This is a genomic window from Mangrovibacterium lignilyticum, from assembly GCF_010882175.1.
In the GTDB taxonomy this organism is placed as follows: domain Bacteria; phylum Bacteroidota; class Bacteroidia; order Bacteroidales; family Prolixibacteraceae; genus Mangrovibacterium; species Mangrovibacterium lignilyticum.
On sequence record NZ_WKLH01000006.1, the window covers coordinates 126,691 to 143,872 of the forward strand.

A 17,182-nucleotide genomic window follows, 5' to 3' on the forward strand; every position below is an offset into this window, starting at 1 on the left:
ACAAAATCAATCCGGGCTGTTTACCTTCGCGTGCAAACCACCTGATCTTTATATTTCAAACTAATTCTCTTGTATTTATCCCATCCAAACTCATTGAATGCCTGCTCGTACAATGCTCTCAAATTCCGGAATTTCTCCCGATAACTGACAGGCTCTCCAAACTCGATCAACTGTTCACCCACCAACGGAACCATAACCAGTTCGCCCGATGAATTCACCTCAATCTGTTTAATTTGCGCATTCCAAAAATTATCACTTTCAATATATGTTACTAGCGGAATTAATTGCTCACGCACGAATTTTTCTTCCGCTTTTCCGCTTATCAACATCACATGAGCGGTAAATGCAGGATTGGCAGGGATCCGAACGCCTGCCTCATCCATATAGTAATCCTCGTTGCCACTTAACACCCGCAACAGGGGTTCACGCTGAAACACTTCCACGATCAGGTGGCCTTTAAAATCCATCCTGTCACCCGAAATGTGGCGATAAACCTCCACCTTTTTGATTGCCGGTGTTTTCCCAAGTTTCAATTCCAGCGAATTGGCATTAATCGCATCAAGTTTCTTTTCAAACAATTTCGGATCGGCCTTTTTCACCAAACGTGTCACTTCTGCTTCATCAATAAATCGAGGCGAATCATCGGGAATGACAACAGTTAGCTCATCGCATTTCACCTTCGATAAGCTACCCGACGAAAAAGCCAGGGTGAAAATCACAACGATTCCCGCCAGCACGATTCCCGCTATTTTTAGAAGTCCTTTAACCATTTGCCTTTTGTTTTAAAAAGGTTGAAACTCGCTCAACTAACAAATCAATATCACCGGCTCCCATCATCAGGATAACGCCCGGTTTTAGCTCGTCAGTTCTGGTCAATAAGTCTGCCTTTGCGACCAGCTGTTTATTCTTCAACTGCACCTGATCGAATACCAGCTTCGAATCCACTCCCGGAATTGGCAGCTCACGAGCCGGATAAATATCCAGCAGAAACAATTCGTCCAGCTGACTTAGCTCCTGCGCAAACTCAGTCGCAAAATCCTTGGTCCGACTAAACAGATGCGGCTGGAAGATTCCGGTCACCCGGCGCCCCGCAAACATCGCCTTTACGGAGCTAATCGTTGCTTTTAATTCTGCGGGATGATGTGCGTAATCATCAATCAAAATATATTCGTTACTGCGGAAACGGATATCAAAACGGCGTTTCACACCTTGATAAGTCGCTACTGCAGCTTTCACTTCTTCTTCTGAAACACCGGACAACAAGGCCAATGCCGATGCCGCTATCACATTCTCAACATTCAGCAAACCCGGATAATTCAACTGCATATCCTCAATCAGTCCGTTCGGATGTCTGAGGTCAAAATGATAGGCCTCGTCTTTCAACTGAATATTGAGTGCGCAAAAATCAGCCTGTTCATTCAACGAATAACTAAAATGCGAAATGGCCTGATTCTGTTCCTGACGGATCGCCAGCCCTTTCTTTACAACAACAGCTCCGCCCGCTTTTACCTGCCCTACAAACTCGCGGAAAGAAGTTACGATGGCTGCATGATCTCCATAGATATCCAGGTGATCGGCATCCATGGAGGTTATCGCGGCATAATCAGGGTGAAGTTGGAGGAACGAGCGATCAAATTCATCCGCTTCGGCCACCATCCAATTGCTGTCAGCCGACAACAGTAAGTTCGTTTGATAATTCTTTGAAATGCCTCCCAGAAAAGCGCTGCAATCCAAACGCGAACTTTTCAGGATGTGGGCAGTCATCGTCGACACGGTTGTTTTGCCATGTGTACCGGCAACGGCGCAAGTTCGGCCTTCATCACAGATCATCCCCAATACATAAGAACGTTTTTTGATCGTGAACCCGTTTTGCTCCAGAAAAATACGTTCAGCTAAGTCGGCAGGTACGGCAGGCGTCAGCACCACCAAACATGTATTTTTATCTAAGCTTGTTGCAACCATTCCCGGTTCATCAGTATAATGTACAGCAATACCTTCTGCCACCAGTTCTTTGGTCAGATCGGTCTCTGTTCGGTCGTATCCGGAGACAGCAAAACCAGCGTGCTTAAACCAGCGTGCCAGTGCGCTCATCCCAATCCCTCCGATTCCCAGGAAATAAACTTGCGTTATGTCGTTCAAGCCTCTCATTATTTCTTTACTTCATTTAAAATGACCTGTACAATTTCGGCCGTCGCATTTGGCTTAGCCAGTTTCTTACTGTTCTTTGCCAGGCTTGCCAGCTTATCTTTGTCGCTGACCAATTGGAAAGCTTCTTTGAAAAGCCTTTCCGGGCCATCGGCATCTTTAACCAACACAGCTGCGTTTTGCTCAACCAAAGCCATCGCATTTTTAGTTTGATGGTCTTCAGCAACATTAGGCGAAGGCATCAATACCGAGGGCTTCCCAAGCAAACAGAGCTCTGAAATTGTGCCGGCTCCCGCTCTTGAAATCACTAAATCAGCAGCTTTGTAAGCTAAATCCATATCGGTTAAAAACTCCAAAGCCTGCAAGTTTGCCGGTTGTTTGCCGTTCAAGCGCTCCAACATTTCGCGGTAATAAATTTTACCGGTTTGCCACACGACCTGAACATCGCTTTTTGCAATGTAATCGAGGTTTGCCATGACACTTTCATTCAGGCTTCGGGCTCCCAAACTTCCGCCAACAACGAATACAATTGGCTTGTCGCCGCTCAAATTGTACGCTTGCAAAGCTTTCGAGCGATCAACCGGCTGTAACAAATTCTGGCGGACCGGATTACCGGTCACCACTAACTTTTCTGCCGGGAAGTAGCGCTCCATATTCGGATAGGCCACACAAATTTTGCGAACCTTTGCCGACAGCAGTTTATTGGTTACGCCGGCATATGAATTCTGCTCCTGCAAAATTGCCGGAACACCAGCCCGAACTGCAGCCTTCAATACCGGACCGCTGGCAAAACCACCAACACCAATAGCCACATCAGGCTGAAAGTCTTTAATCACCTTACGGGCTTTTTGCATGCTTTTAAAAAGCATCCACAAAAACTTAAATAGCCGCAGCGATGCTTTTCGTGGCAAGCCCATGACCGGTAAACCAACAATCGGGTAACCTGCAGCCGGAACACGTTCCATCTCCATTTTGCCGAGCGCACCAACAAACAGAATTTCCACATCAGGAACCGTTTGTTTTAGCTCATTGGCAATGGATAAGGCCGGGAAAATATGCCCTCCTGTTCCTCCTCCGCTTATGACTACTTTTAGTTTCATGGTTTACCAGTTTCTATTTTTTACAATTCTTTTTGTTCTATTTCAGTTCCTGATCTTCATCCGGAACGGTTACAACCACCGGCTGTTCGGCTTGCTCGGCTTTGCTGTTTTTCTTATTTAAGTAACTCACCGAAAGAATCAGCCCAAAACCCGCCGCCGTGAAGATCATCGATGTTCCCCCCATACTAATCCAGGGGAGCGGTTGGCCGGTTACCGGAACAATTCCGGTTGACACCGACATATTCACAAAAGCCTGAATGGTATATATCAGTACAATGCCTGTCGCCAGAAACGCGGGGAATGTCCGGGAACTTGCCCTCACAATTGCCACGCCCCGAAACAGGAAAATGAGATACAATAATACAATTGCAATACCTCCTACAATTCCGTATTCTTCAACAAAAATGGCGTAAATAAAGTCGTTGTAGCCTGCCTCCATATAGTTACTCACATCGCTACCGCCAGGGCCCTTTCCAATCATCCCACCTTCAAAAATGGCCAACTTGGCAAAATCGGCCTGCGTGGTTCCTTCTTCAGCATCTTCATCACCAAACAGGTGATCATCAATCCGTTGCTTAAAGGTTTGTAAACGACCAAAAGAGTGTGGCATATACGGAGCCATAAAATACATCATCAGCGCCATTAGGATGCCTGCCAATGCAGTCAGGCCCATAAATTTAAAAGGAATACGACCGACGAACATCAAGCCCATCATTCCCATGAAAATAACGGCAGCTGTCGAAATATTACCGATCGAAATAATGCCGCAGACAATGACACTGGCACCCAACACCCAGAAAAAGGCCGTTCTCAATTCTTTTTCTGATTTTTGCCTACTGGCCAGCATTTTAGCACCAAACATCACTAAGGACAATTTGGCGAGCTCTGCAGGCTGGAAGCTGATAAATTTCAAATCGAGCGAACGCGGGGTGGCTTTCCCCGTCAGTTTATATTGAATGAGCGCCAATATTAATAAGCCAATCGTAAATATCAGTGCTGTCGGAGCAATCAGGGAATAAAATTTCACCGGGACTACATTGACCAAAAAGGCCATAATAAAGAATCCCGCCGTAATAAAAATGGTGTGCCGAATGAGGTAATGAGCCGTAAAACCTCCCGCTTCGCGATAGGCCAAACGTCCGGTGGCACTGTACACAATCAGTATTGAAGCCAGCGACAGGAAAAACAGGACTACCCAAAGTATCCGGTCTCCTTTAATAATATTTCCAAGCGTCAATTTCATTCTCTACAAATTTCTTTCTGACTTCAGTTATTCTACAAAAAAACACAAAACAGGGAATTACAATTCGCGAACCGCCATTTTAAACTGCCGACCGCGATCTTCGTAGCTTTCAAATAAATCGAAACTGGCACAAGCAGGTGAAAGTAAGACCACTTCGCCGTCTTTAGCCAAATAATAGGAAGCCCGAACAGCATCCTTGATATTGTTCGTTTCAACGATATCCGGAACAATCCCACTAAAAAAGTCAACGATTTTTTTGTTGTCTGTTCCCAGGCAAACAATTGCCTTCACTTTTTCGCGAACCAACGACTCCAGTTCTTTGTAATTATTTCCCTTGTCAACTCCACCTACAATCCAGACAACTGGTCTGTTGATGCTCTCCAAAGCGTACCAGCTTGAATTCACATTGGTCGCTTTCGAGTCGTTGATAAACTCAATGCCGTGTACTTTTAGGAAACGCTCCAATCGGTGCTCAACCCCTCTAAAATCAGACAAACTCTCTCTGATTTTCTCATTTCTAATGTTCAACACCGAACCTGCCAGCCCTGCTGCCATGGAATTATAGGTGTTGTGTTTTCCCTGCAATGCAATATCAAATATGGACATACTGAATGTGTTTTTATTCCAATTTATCGTTAGCTCATTATCGTTGACTCCGGCGCCTTGCTCTGGCACTTCGGCTAAACCGAAAGGCAAACAGGTTGCCGGAATGTTCCTTTTCTTCAATTCTTCCTGAATGACCGGATCTTCGGACCAGTAAATGAAATAGTCCGCCTCGGTCTGGTTTTGAATGATGCGGAATTTTGAGTCCACATAATTCTGAAAGTTGTACTCGTAGCGATCCAGATGATCAGGAGTGATGTTCAGCAAAACCGCAACATCAGCTTTAAACTCATACATCCCATCCAACTGGAAACTACTCAACTCGATTACGTAATAGTCGTAATCCTTTTCGGCTACCTGCCAGGCAAAACTTTGACCAACGTTGCCAGCCAGTCCCACGTTCAATCCTGCACTTTGCAGCAGGTGGTAGGTGAGCATCGTGGTCGTTGTTTTCCCGTTACTCCCGGTAATACAAATCGTTTTTGCCTTGCAATAGCGACCGGCAAATTCAATTTCGGCAATAACAGGAATTCCAAGCTCGTGCAGCTTTTTCACCAAAGGAGTTTTATCCGGTATTCCCGGACTTTTAACCACTTCGTTAGCCTTCAGGATTTCGTCTTCTGAATGTTTCCCTTCTTCAAAAGGAATCGCATAATTTGAAAGAACGTCCTTATATTTTTGCTTGATTGTTCCCGCGTCAGACACCAGAACATCAAAGCCTTGTTTCTTTGCCAGAATAGCCGATCCAACTCCACTTTCACCTGCACCCAGTATGACAATTCTGCCTTTCATACATTAGCGCATTTTCAAGGTTGCAATCGTGAAAACAGCCAATACAATTCCCACAATCCAGAAGCGGGTAACAATCTTAGCTTCCGGAATGCCTTTCTTTTGAAAGTGATGGTGAATGGGGCTCATCAAAAAGACACGTTGCCCTTCACCATATTTCTTTTTGGTATATTTAAAGTAGCTCACCTGGATAATCACCGATAGGTTCTCAAGCAGGAAGATGCCGCACAAAAGCGGAATCAGAATTTCCTTGCGGATGATAATCGCAAAAACAGCCAAAATTCCGCCAAGAGCCAAACTTCCTGTATCGCCCATAAATACCTGGGCGGGGTAGGAATTCCACCACAAGAAACCGACTGTCGCACCAATAAAAGCTGCAATAAATACAGTCAATTCACCAATGTGAGGAATGTACATGATGTTGAGATAATCGGCATAAATGATGTTACCGCTTACATAGGCCAAGATACCCAGCGTTACCCCGCTGATTGCCGACGTTCCTGTTGCCAGACCATCAATTCCATCAGTAAGGTTAGCCGCATTCGAAACCGCAGTAATAATCAGGATAATTGCAAAAGCATAGACAAACCATCGGATCCACTCCGATTTTTCGCCGATAAAATTGACAATCCATTTATAATCGAACTCATGATTTTTCAGAAATGGGAGTGTTGTTTTGGTTGACTTCACATCCTTCGTAACAAAGTGAACTGATTGTTGTCCGGTCGTGTTCTCAACTACAATTTCTTTCACAAAATCGCCTTTCGCATTTTTTACTTTCTCGCGAACCACCACATCAGGCGACAGATATAAGGTTAAAGCCACAATAATCCCTAAACTAACTTGTCCCAGAATTTTAAACTTACCAGCCAAACCTTCTTTGTCTTTCAAAAAGACTTTGATATAGTCATCGATAAAGCCAATAAGGCCCAACCAAACGGTGGTCACCAGCATCAAAACGATATAAATATTATTCAACTTAGCGAACAACAGCGTCGGAATCACAATAGAGGTTAAAATAATAATCCCCCCCATGGTTGGAGTACCTTTTTTCTGCAATTGTCCTTCAAGTCCTAAATCACGAATTTCTTCGCCGATTTGTTTCTTTTGAAGCATGCGAATGAGTTTTTTACCAAAACCCATCGTGATAAACAATGAAGTAATGATGGCCGCTGACGACCGGAATGAAATGTATTGAAACATCCCGAGCCCCGGTATATCAAATCCTTTTAACCATTCATATAATAAACTAAACATAGCCTGTATTTTTCTTTATTTGCTCTTTCGTTACTCGTCCCTACTGATTAAAAATCTCCGCAATTACTTCCTTATCATCGAAATGGTATTTCACCCCATTGATTTCCTGGTAGTCTTCATGTCCCTTGCCAGCGACCAAAATAATATCGCCTGGCTCGGCCAGCATACATGCGGTGCGGATAGCCTCTTTACGATTCACAATTGACAACACCTTGCGGCGCACGTGCGGTTCCACCCCTGCTTCCATGTCGGCAATAATCTGTTCCGGCACTTCTGTCCTGGGATTATCTGATGTTAGAATTACTTTATCACTTTGCAATGTCGCTTCTTTCGCCATTATCGGACGCTTGGTTTTATCCCGATCGCCTCCGGCACCCACAACCGTAATCACTTGTTCGTTACCGGTGCGGATTTCGCTGATTCCATTCAATACATTCTTTAAAGCGTCGGGCGTATGCGCATAATCGACGATTGCATATTTACCATCCGCCGAGCGTAAAATCTCGAAGCGTCCGGCAACAGGGAGAAGCTCACTGATCAGTGGCAAAACATCTTCAACATCCTCCCCCAAAAGAATGGCCGAAGCATAAACAGCCATCAGATTATATGCATTGAAGATGCCTGAAAAATGGGTCCATACTTCGCGACCATCGATGGCTAGCAACATGCCATCCAAATGTTTCTCCAGTACTTTACATTTAAAATCGGCCAAACCCTTCAAGCCGTAAGCTTTCTGAACTGCCTTTGTATTCTGGAGCATCACCCGGCCATTCTTCTCGTCTGCATTGGTTAGTGCGAAAGCCTCAGCCGGCAGATTATCGAAAAACTTCTTCTTCGCTTTCAAGTATTCCGGGAATGTTTTGTGGTAATCCAGGTGGTCATGTGTCAAGTTGGTAAAAATTCCTCCCTGAAACTTGATTCCGGCAATCCGATCCTGATCAATGGCATGAGAACTCACTTCCATAAAACAATACTCACAACCCGCCTCAACCATCTTCGCCATCAGCGATTGAATTTGCAAGGCATCAGGCGTGGTGTGCGTAGCTGGAAATTCTTCTTCACCGACGTAATACTTTATCGTAGAAATCAAGCCTGCTTTATAGCCCAATTTGATGAACAACTTATACAATAACGAAGCGATTGTTGTTTTTCCGTTCGTTCCGGTTACCCCAACCACTTTCAGGTTTTGCGAAGGGTTTCCATAAAAATTAGCAGCCAACACTCCCAACGCAGCAGCAGTATTGGGAAGCGTCACCAAGCAAGCCTCTCCGACTTCAATATCTGCACGCTCTGCAATGACAACGGTTGCTCCACTCTCAATAGCTTTCGCGATGAAATCGTGCCCGTCAACATGTGTTCCGGTTGTTGCAACAAAAACATCACCTGCTTTCACTTTCCTCGAATCAAACTGAATCTGGTTCACCGGAGTCGAAAGACTACCGGCAACCAGTTCATGCTCAATTCCACTCAATATATATTCTAATGTTTTCATCTTAACTTAATGTCAAATAAATGGTTTGACCTTTTTTTATCTTATTTCCAGCCTTGATCGATTGTTTACTCACTTTACCAAGACCGTTCATTTTAACTTTCAAACCCGATCGCTCGAGCAAATACAAAGCATCGCTTCCGGCCATTCCCAAAACGTTGGGGATAATTCCATCCTGCAAATCGCTCCCTTTTACCTCAGCACTCTGGTCATGCATCGCAAGATTGACCAAATCACCGTTCAACTGTTTTTCGTCAACACCAAGATTTAGCTCAGAAGTAGTCTCGATCACATCGTCTCTAAATCCGTTATCAACGAGCTGAATGTCCTTTGCTATATGCGGTTCATCTGACTGATCCTCCTTTTTTTCGCGCGGATCCAAAAAAGAAGCATATACTTTTGAAACGACTTCTTTAAAAACCGGGCCGGCAACCGAACCGCCATAATACAATCCTTTAGGCCCCACAACGGCAACAATGATCGAATATTTGGGATCGTCAGCGGGAAAATAGCCGGCAAATGAAGCCTGATATTTTTTACCTCCCTGGGTGTACCCTTTATTATCGTTGGCCACCTGTGCGGTACCTGTTTTTCCGGCAATCGGGAAATAGTCGTTATTCAGAGAACGGCCTGTTCCTTCGGTGCACACACCTTCCAACATAGACTTCGCTTTCTCCAATGTCGATTTCGAACAGATTAAAGGATTCAGCACTTCGGTATCGAATTGGCGCACCAAAAGCCCATTCTCCCGAACCTCCTTAACAAAGCGGGGCTTCACCATACGACCGTTATTCGCTATAGCGTTGTAGAAAGTTAATGTTTGAAGCGGAGTTAATTTAATTTCATAGCCGTACGAAATCCAAGCCAACGAAGGCCCCCACCAAACATTATCGCTCGGGTATTTAATGTACGGTACGCCTTCTCCGGCAAAACCTAAACCCAATGGCTTATTTAATCCGAAGTTGTATACCCGATCGATAAAATCGCGTTCTTTCCCTTCGTAATATTTTGTGATAATTTTAGCAACTCCAACATTCGAAGACAACTCAAAAATCTCTTTCATATTAATCGCTCCATGTCCGCCACGACCATAATCACTGTCGTAAATCGTCTGTCCTTTATAATCCCAGCGTCCAATCCCCGTATCAAAGACATCAGTCGTATCGACATAACCATCTTCCATAGCCACCATCAACGAAACCAGCTTGAAAGTAGAACCAGGCTCACTGCACCCCGCGTGACCTAATGCATAATTATAAGTTTCGCTATAGGTACCATCCTTCCGGCGCCCCAGGTTTGCAATAGCCTTAACATCACCGGTGGCAACTTCCATGACTACAGCAGTCCCCCACTCTGCTTGCGACTTCAACATCTGCCGCATTAACGCATTTTGAGTGAAATCCTGCAAATTCACGTTGATAGTTGTCACAACATCTTTCCCTTCCTCCGGATTGGTAATTGGGATATCAACCCAATGACCGGAGTAGTTTCGCTTAATGGCCAGCCCATTGACTCCCGCCAGGTAGCTTTCCATCAACCCTTCAATACCACTATACCCAACGTTTCCGTGAATACCACCGAACGCTCCTTTATTTAAGGTACCGATCGTGCGGCTCGCCATATCTCCATGAGGCATGATTCGTTCGCTTTCACCAACGACAATCAAGCCGCTTCCAAAATTAGAGCGCTTTAACATTTCCAGCCGTTTGAATTGCTGAAGTTGATTATAGTTGACTTTCTCCGGGAAAATTTGAAACCAGCGACTACCTTGCCTGTATGCTCTTTTCAGCCTTTGCTGAAACTGACTTTTGGAGATCCCAAAAAACTTGGCCACTTCGAGCGAAAAGGCGTCATTCTTTTCATCAAATTCGCGAACGACACGCGGAGCTTTGCAGTCGAATCGCAATTCATAATATGGAATTGAAGTAGCCAAAATACTGCCGTCATCGGCACATACATTTCCACGCTTTGCCTGAATTTCAGAAGTATTTGTTTTCAGATTTTTGGCAATCTGCTCCCACCTTTCTGTATCCACATTTTGAATCATAAACAGCTTCACCACAATTGCCGCGGTGAGCGCCATGGCCAAAAAGTAGATGATCCCAAAGCGTAGCGTTATGTATTTCCTGATCTCCATTAAACTCTCCGAATTACTTCCTGTCCGTTTGTGCTACCAGCTTCCGCCAAGCACACAACCGGCTATTTATTTTTCAAGTTTCTTTACTTTCAATTTTCGGGCAGGCTCTTTCGGCTCAACCAAATCCAAACCACTATCATATACCTTGTTGGCTATCTCCGATGGTCTGTTCATTCGCATCAGTTCGGTTTCAAATGTGATTGATGAAGCCCGCAATTCTTTGATCGAATCCTGAACAGCTTCCATTTTCGTCAGCGTCTTTTCTGACCAATAGCGATTGGCAATAATCAGAATAAACAGAAAGACCACAAACAGAACAAACGGAATCTGACTCAGCGCTTTTTCGCTGGCCAGAACACTGCCTCCTAAAAATGATTTCAGGATCGGACGTTTGTTTTTGCCTTTTTCTTGTGGGCTTTTTTCTTCGCTCATAATTTTTCTGCAATTCTCAATTTTGCACTTCTTGCTCTGGGATTCCGTTCAATCTCTTCCTCATCCGGCACAATCACTTTTCGATTCACCGCCTGCAGGCTGGACGAAACATTCCCGTAAAAATCTTTTTCCTGCTTCCCCTCAAAGTTTCCACTTTTGATAAAATTCTTTACCAAACGGTCTTCCAATGAATGATAAGTAATGACAACCAGACGACCACCTGGCTTCAACAATTCCATACTCTGCTCCAAAAACTCTCTCAAAACATCCAGCTCGCCATTTGTCTCAATGCGTAATGCCTGAAAGACCTTGGCCAAATATTTTGCTTCGATCCGTTTCGGAACACACGGAGCAACAATCTCTTTAAACTGATCGATCGTCTTAATCGGCTTAGCCTGACGAGCCGCAATTATTTGACGCACCAGGCGACGGGCGTTATCAACCTCACCGTAATCCTTAAAAACATGAAACAGACGATCCTCTTCATAGGTATTCACGATATCGGCTGCTGTTAACGACGAATTGCGATTCATCCGCATATCCAAATCACCCGAAAAACGAAACGAGAACCCACGCTCCGCGACATCGAAATCGTGAGAAGAAACTCCGAGATCGGCCAGAATGCCATCGACCTGCTCGACTTCGCTGAAGCGTAAAAAATTTCGAATGTATTTGAAATTGTGTCGGATGAAAATAAAACGTTCATCATCCAACGCGTTAGCGGCTGCATCCTCGTCCTGGTCGAAACCAAATAAACGCCCCTTGTTCAGATTTTTGAGAATCTCGCGGGAGTGACCACCCCCACCAAAGGTGACATCGACATAGTCACCATCCTTTTGAATATTCAGTCCATTGATACTCTCATTCAACAGAACCGGTATGTGATAAACTTGTTCCACGCTCTATTCCTCCACATTACCAAAGTGTTTACTAAACAATTCGGCATAGTCTTCATCCGTTCCAATATATGCTTCGTATTCCTTCGCATCCCAAAGGCGAATCCGCTCACCCTGACCCACGAAGACTACATCCTTTTGGATGTGCACTCTTTCCAAAAAATTATTTGGGAAATTCATCCGGCAACTATCAGGAACCTGTATCACCTTAAATCTCCGGTAAATCGCGTCCAGAAGCCGACTTTGCTCCCTGTTATTGCGATTCAGTTTTCCGGTCAGCTCCGCGAGGTGTTTCTCCCAGGCTTCCATCGGATAGACATTCAAACACTTCTCATACGGATCCAGTTCGATAGCCATATGGCCACCGGGAATCCTGCCGCCCATTTCATTTTTGTAATCGGCTGGCAGAACAACTCTTCCTTTTTCATCAAATGTTGCGTTTTTTTCTGCTGAGAAGTTCATATGCTAAATGCCTATTTTCCAATCGTAAAATTAGTAAATTCTAAGCCAAAAATCCACTTTCAGTCACTTTCAGTCACTTTTTTCCACCTTCAAGATACAACACTTCTGTTGATTCAATGTTAATAAAGGCAAGTAAAATGTTGAAAAACCACTCATGGAGACTATAATACAACAACTTACAACACCCTGGAAATTACCAACACCTGTTTATAACTCATTTTTAGCCCCTTTTCTTCGACCAAGTTTCCTGTAGCCAATAAACTCTTCAGAAATATTTTCCTATTTTCGATTTAAATACGCTTTACTATGTCAGAACAACCAGAAAATAAACTGAAGCCAATCAACGTCAGAGCCCTTTTTAAGGAGAAAAACCCAAAACTGGCGCGCCTTTTACCTGGATTTGTTTACAACTATATCAACAAAATAGGCCATATTGACGAGTGCAACGAAATCATTACCAACTACGGTCATCTGCAAGGGGCCGAATTTGCACAGCGAACGGTTGAACATTTCAATGTTCGCGAAAAAGTCATCGGATTGGACAATGTTCCATCCGAAGGGCGATATATCTTTGTCGCGAACCACCCCCTGGGCGGCTTCGATGCCTTGTTGTTAATCAGCAACGTATTTAAAAAATCCGGAGAGCTGCGTTTCCTCGTCAACGATGTTTTAATGAAAATAACCCCCTTGTCAAACATTTTCGTCCCGATAAACAAACACGGTGGACACAGTCGCCAAGCAGCCAAAACAATAGAGGAAACCTACAAGTCTGACAATCAAATTTTAATTTTCCCGGCAGGATTAGCCAGCCGAAAAATTGATGGCAAAATTATCGATACCGACTGGAAAAAGCATTTTGTTCAAAAATCTATCGAACATAAACGTGATGTTATCCCTGTTCATATTAGCGGGCAGAACTCAAAATTCTTCTATAATTTTTCGAATATCAGAAAAGCATTGGGGATAAAATGGAATTTGGAAATGTTCTACCTTTCGGATGAAACATTTCGCCACAAAGGCCGTGAATTCTGCCTAACCTTTGGGAAACCAATCCCCTATACAACTTTCGATAACAGTAAAACTCAGAAGGAATGGGCCGATGAAGTTCGAAGCATTTTATATGCATTACCCTTTTCGAACGAGCCTTAAATTGCGAGAGCACCAAAACCAATTCTCAATAATTTTTTTTAGCTTTGTAACTCATTAAAATTTAGCAGACGAAGTATGAAGGATATTGCTGCACCGGTCGCGAAAAACGCGATTCTGGCGGAATTAACGCCTGAAAAGCTATTACGTAAAACCAATAAAGGTGCCAATGAGATCTACGTGGTGACCTACCACGACTCCCCAAATCTTATGCATGAAATTGGGCGATTACGCGAGATGACTTTCAGGGAGGCCGGAGGCGGAACCGGAAAAGACCTTGACATTGACCAATACGATACACAAAAGGATCCATATAAACAGCTTATTGTTTGGGATCCTGATGCACAGGAAATACTTGGCGGTTACCGCTATATCTTATGCGACGGACTACCATTGGATGAAAACGGAGAGGTTAAATTAGCCACTGCCCGTTTATTCCATTTTTCTGAAAAGTTCATGAAGGAGTACATGCCGCATACACTTGAACTGGGACGCTCCTTTGTTCAGCCGGCATATCAATCCAGTAAAGCCGGAGCTAAGGCTTTGTTTGCGCTGGACAACCTATGGGATGGACTGGGCGCTCTGATTGTTGACCACCCCGAAATGAAATATTTTTTCGGCAAAGTAACGATGTATACGCATTTCAACATTGCTGCCCGCAACCTAATCCTCTATTTCTTCGACAAATATTTCCACGATGCCGATAAATTAGTTTATCCGAAAAAACCGATGGAAGTCGATATGAACAAGGACGAAATGAACCAAATCTTCAACGGAGGTTCTTACAACGAGGATTACCGGATTCTGACTCAAAAAGTTCGCGAACTGGGAGAAAACATTCCTCCGCTGATCAACGCCTACATGAATTTGAGCCCCTCCATGAAAACGTTCGGAACGATTCTGAATGACCACTTTGGAGACGTGGAAGAAACCGGAATTATCGTAACTATCAAAGATATTTACGACGCAAAACGCGATCGCCACATCGAAACTTACATCAAAGACAAAGGCGACAGTTTCCCTGAAATCAAGTAACTCCAATTCAAACAAGACATAAAAAAAGCAGGCTGAAAGCCTGCTTTTTTGTTTCTATATTGTGGACGATCAATTAATATGCTCTTCCATCATTTCCCTCTACAAAATTAATAAAGGAAGTATTGACAACTTTATTTCCACCCGGAGTAGGATAATCACCTGTAAAATACCAATCACCCGTATCGTTCGGACAAGCTTTGTGCAAGTTCTCAACGCTTTGGTAAACGATGTCCACCTCTGCTTTACAGTCTTCTGGCTTCAACAGCTGAGCGATTTTCGCTGAAATCTGATCAGGAGTGAACTGACGGTAAATATCTTTCACGTAATTCACAATCTCCTCTTTCGGAAGATTTTGCTGAGCCTTACACTTATTATATACTTCGTCAATCAATGCCTCGTTGTCGTGATCCTTCAACAACTCAATCACTGCATTGAAAGCAATAAATTTGCTCAACACAGCCATATCAATTCCATAGCAGTCCGGATAACGAATTTGCGGAGCAGAAGAAACAACAATAATTTTCTTCGGATTCAAGCGATCCAAAATCTTCAGGATACTTTTCTTCAGTGTTGTTCCCCGCACAATCGAGTCATCAATAATCACCAAAGTGTCGGTTTTTTCCCTAACAACACCATAAGTAACATCATACACGTGAGCGACCAGGTCATCGCGACTGGCATCGTCTGCGATAAAGGTACGCAACTTGGCATCCTTAATGGCAATCTTCTCAACGCGAGGTTCCAGCGAAATAATATTCTCTAAATCTTCTTCCGAAATATTCCCGTTTTTAGCCCTAATTTGTTCTTTTTTCCAAACCATCAAATGCTCGCGAATCCCAACCATCATCCCATAAAATGCGGTTTCTGAGGTATTCGGAATGTACGAAAAAACGGTATTCTTAATATCAAAATCAATGTCTTTCAAAATACGTGGTGCCAACAACTGCCCCAAAGCCTTCCGCTCCTGGTAAATGTCTTTATCGCTACCACGAGAGAAATAGATTCGTTCAAATGAACAGCTTTTCCGCTTATGTGGAACGCGAACAATCTGAGACGAAACACTGCCATCTTTCTTAATAATCAGCGCTTCACCCGGCTTCACTTGGTGAACGTCGCTATCCTTCACGTTCATTACCGTCTGAATAACAGGCCGCTCCGATGCAACTACGACAATCTCATCATCAATATAGTAATGAGCAGGACGAATACCCCAAGGGTCGCGGGCAACGAAGGCATCACCATGACCAATCAAACCGGCCATTGCGTAACCACCATCCCAATCCTTGCTTGCATTCTCCAAGACGCTCTGCACGTCCAGTGTCTTCTCAATCAACGGAGAAATTTCACGATTTGAGAATCCTTCATTTTTATATTGACGGAAACGGAACTGGTTTTCTTCATCCAGGAAGTGTCCAACTTTTTCAAGAGCCGTAACCGTATCCGTATAATTTTTGGGATGCTGTCCCAATTCAATCAATCGTTGGAAAAGCTCATCAGTATTGGTTAGATTAAAGTTTCCGGCCAATACAAGTGTACGCGACTTCCAGTTATTCTGACGCATCACCGGATGCACAAAATCAATACTGTTATTTCCGAACGTACCGTAGCGAAGGTGTCCTAAATAAAGCTCACCGGCATAAGGTAAATGGTTATATACCCAATCCAGGTCGGTAATATTCTTTCCCGACTTCATCGCTTTTTTAACAGACTTACCAACTTTGGCGAACACATCCTGAATTGGATTCTGCTCAATAGAACGATAGCGGTGTATATATTCCTGTCCCGGGTTCAAGTTCAATTTAACACTAACCACTCCGGCTCCATCCTGTCCGCGGTTGTGTTGTTTTTCCATCAATAAATAAAGCTTGTTCAAGCCATATTGCCAAGTTCCGTACTTCTCCTGATAATAGCTTAACGGCTTCCTCAACCGGATCAGGGCAATACCACATTCGTGTTTAATCAATTCACTCATTACTTGTTTGAATCTGCAGTGTATAATTTTGGAAACTGAATCAAATCCGGCACAATAAACGCATTCGGATAATTCTTTTTAATTCTCTCTTTCATTCTCAAAGCCTGGCTTTTAGTCCGGCAGTCGCCAACACGGATTTTAAAGTTGGGGCTTTGAAAGGTCATATAGGCAGGTAGATCGGGATAAATCCGAAGAAATTCGGTTCGGACCTTCATTGCTTCCTGACGGGCGCGTACCCCCGAACTGAAAAAAATCTCCAACCGGAAACCATCGGTTCCTTCTTTCCTTTTATTCATTTCAATATGATTATTCAACAGCGTATCAATTCGTGAATCCTGCTGAATATCAAGCTCTTTCAATAGGGATTTTTCAGTTGAAGTTTTGGCAGGTTTGTAGGGAGTCTCCTGAGCGTTAACGCTCAACTGAATTAAGAAAAAGATGATCCCAACAATAGGTAACTTCATAGAGTCGACTTT

The 17,182-nt window shown here is 43.8% G+C and carries 15 protein-coding genes; 2 read left to right on the top strand and 13 right to left on the bottom strand.

All coding sequences use genetic code 11. The features are described from left to right. Positions 1-20 precede the first annotated feature (20 nt). From GJV22_RS20640 to GJV22_RS20690, 11 genes are all read right to left on the bottom strand, one after another. A complete protein-coding gene (locus tag GJV22_RS20640) occupies positions 21-770 on the bottom strand; it encodes a cell division protein FtsQ/DivIB (protein WP_163718236.1) in 750 nt (249 codons plus the stop codon). After that, positions 763-2,148, bottom strand: coding sequence for a UDP-N-acetylmuramate--L-alanine ligase (gene murC / locus GJV22_RS20645; RefSeq protein ID WP_163718238.1), 1,386 nt, complete (start codon positions 2,146-2,148; stop codon positions 763-765). The genes GJV22_RS20640 and murC overlap by 8 nt, the downstream gene beginning before the upstream one ends. Next, positions 2,148-3,245 (bottom strand): undecaprenyldiphospho-muramoylpentapeptide beta-N-acetylglucosaminyltransferase, encoded by a 1,098-nt coding sequence (murG, locus tag GJV22_RS20650; RefSeq protein ID WP_163718240.1) that lies wholly within the window; start codon positions 3,243-3,245, stop codon positions 2,148-2,150. The genes murC and murG overlap by 1 nt, the downstream gene beginning before the upstream one ends. A gap of 37 nt (positions 3,246-3,282) precedes the next feature. Next, complete coding sequence (locus GJV22_RS20655; RefSeq protein ID WP_163718242.1) at positions 3,283-4,488, bottom strand: FtsW/RodA/SpoVE family cell cycle protein; 1,206 nt, start codon at positions 4,486-4,488, stop codon at positions 3,283-3,285. A gap of 57 nt (positions 4,489-4,545) precedes the next feature. Continuing rightward, positions 4,546-5,883, bottom strand: a complete 1,338-nt coding sequence (gene murD / locus GJV22_RS20660) for a UDP-N-acetylmuramoyl-L-alanine--D-glutamate ligase (protein ID WP_163718244.1) — start codon at positions 5,881-5,883, stop codon at positions 4,546-4,548. Positions 5,884-5,886: 3 nt separating this feature from the next. Beyond that, a complete protein-coding gene (mraY, locus tag GJV22_RS20665) occupies positions 5,887-7,137 on the bottom strand; it encodes a phospho-N-acetylmuramoyl-pentapeptide-transferase (RefSeq protein WP_163718247.1) in 1,251 nt (416 codons plus the stop codon). 40 nt (positions 7,138-7,177) lie between these two features. Continuing rightward, on the bottom strand, positions 7,178-8,629 hold the full coding sequence (locus GJV22_RS20670; RefSeq protein WP_163718249.1) for a UDP-N-acetylmuramoyl-L-alanyl-D-glutamate--2,6-diaminopimelate ligase: 1,452 nt from the start codon (positions 8,627-8,629) through the stop codon (positions 7,178-7,180). 1 nt (position 8,630) lies between these two features. Beyond that, positions 8,631-10,763 carry a penicillin-binding protein gene (locus tag GJV22_RS20675; protein ID WP_163718251.1) on the bottom strand — a complete coding sequence of 711 codons (2,133 nt, stop codon included), beginning with the start codon at positions 10,761-10,763 and terminating at the stop codon, positions 8,631-8,633. Between the two features lie 66 nt (positions 10,764-10,829). Then, the gene (locus GJV22_RS20680) at positions 10,830-11,195 is read right to left on the bottom strand and encodes an FtsL-like putative cell division protein (protein WP_163718254.1); all 366 of its coding nucleotides are present in this window, start codon (positions 11,193-11,195) and stop codon (positions 10,830-10,832) included. After that, a complete protein-coding gene (gene rsmH, locus GJV22_RS20685; protein WP_163718256.1) occupies positions 11,192-12,094 on the bottom strand; it encodes a 16S rRNA (cytosine(1402)-N(4))-methyltransferase RsmH in 903 nt (300 codons plus the stop codon). Before rsmH ends, GJV22_RS20680 begins: the two co-directional genes overlap by 4 nt. 3 nt (positions 12,095-12,097) lie before the next feature. Beyond that, positions 12,098-12,553: a division/cell wall cluster transcriptional repressor MraZ gene (locus GJV22_RS20690; RefSeq protein ID WP_163718258.1), complete on the bottom strand. Its 456-nt coding sequence runs from the start codon at positions 12,551-12,553 to the stop codon at positions 12,098-12,100. Between the two features lie 306 nt (positions 12,554-12,859). On the opposite strand from GJV22_RS20690, the gene GJV22_RS20695 reads away from it, so the two are divergent. Together GJV22_RS20695 and GJV22_RS20700 are read left to right on the top strand one after the other, a co-directional pair. Next, on the top strand, positions 12,860-13,702 hold the full coding sequence (locus tag GJV22_RS20695) for a 1-acyl-sn-glycerol-3-phosphate acyltransferase (RefSeq protein ID WP_163718260.1): 843 nt from the start codon (positions 12,860-12,862) through the stop codon (positions 13,700-13,702). A 75-nt stretch (positions 13,703-13,777) separates the two neighbouring features. Next, positions 13,778-14,734 carry a GNAT family N-acetyltransferase gene (locus GJV22_RS20700; RefSeq protein ID WP_163718262.1) on the top strand — a complete coding sequence of 319 codons (957 nt, stop codon included), beginning with the start codon at positions 13,778-13,780 and terminating at the stop codon, positions 14,732-14,734. Between the two features lie 73 nt (positions 14,735-14,807). On the opposite strand, the gene GJV22_RS20705 is transcribed toward GJV22_RS20700, so the two are convergent. Beyond that, positions 14,808-16,706 (bottom strand): amidophosphoribosyltransferase, encoded by a 1,899-nt coding sequence (locus GJV22_RS20705; RefSeq protein ID WP_163718263.1) that lies wholly within the window; start codon positions 16,704-16,706, stop codon positions 14,808-14,810. Then, positions 16,706-17,170, bottom strand: coding sequence for an SPOR domain-containing protein (locus GJV22_RS20710; RefSeq protein ID WP_163718265.1), 465 nt, complete (start codon positions 17,168-17,170; stop codon positions 16,706-16,708). Before GJV22_RS20710 ends, GJV22_RS20705 begins: the two co-directional genes overlap by 1 nt. Between the last annotated feature and the right edge of the window lie 12 nt (positions 17,171-17,182).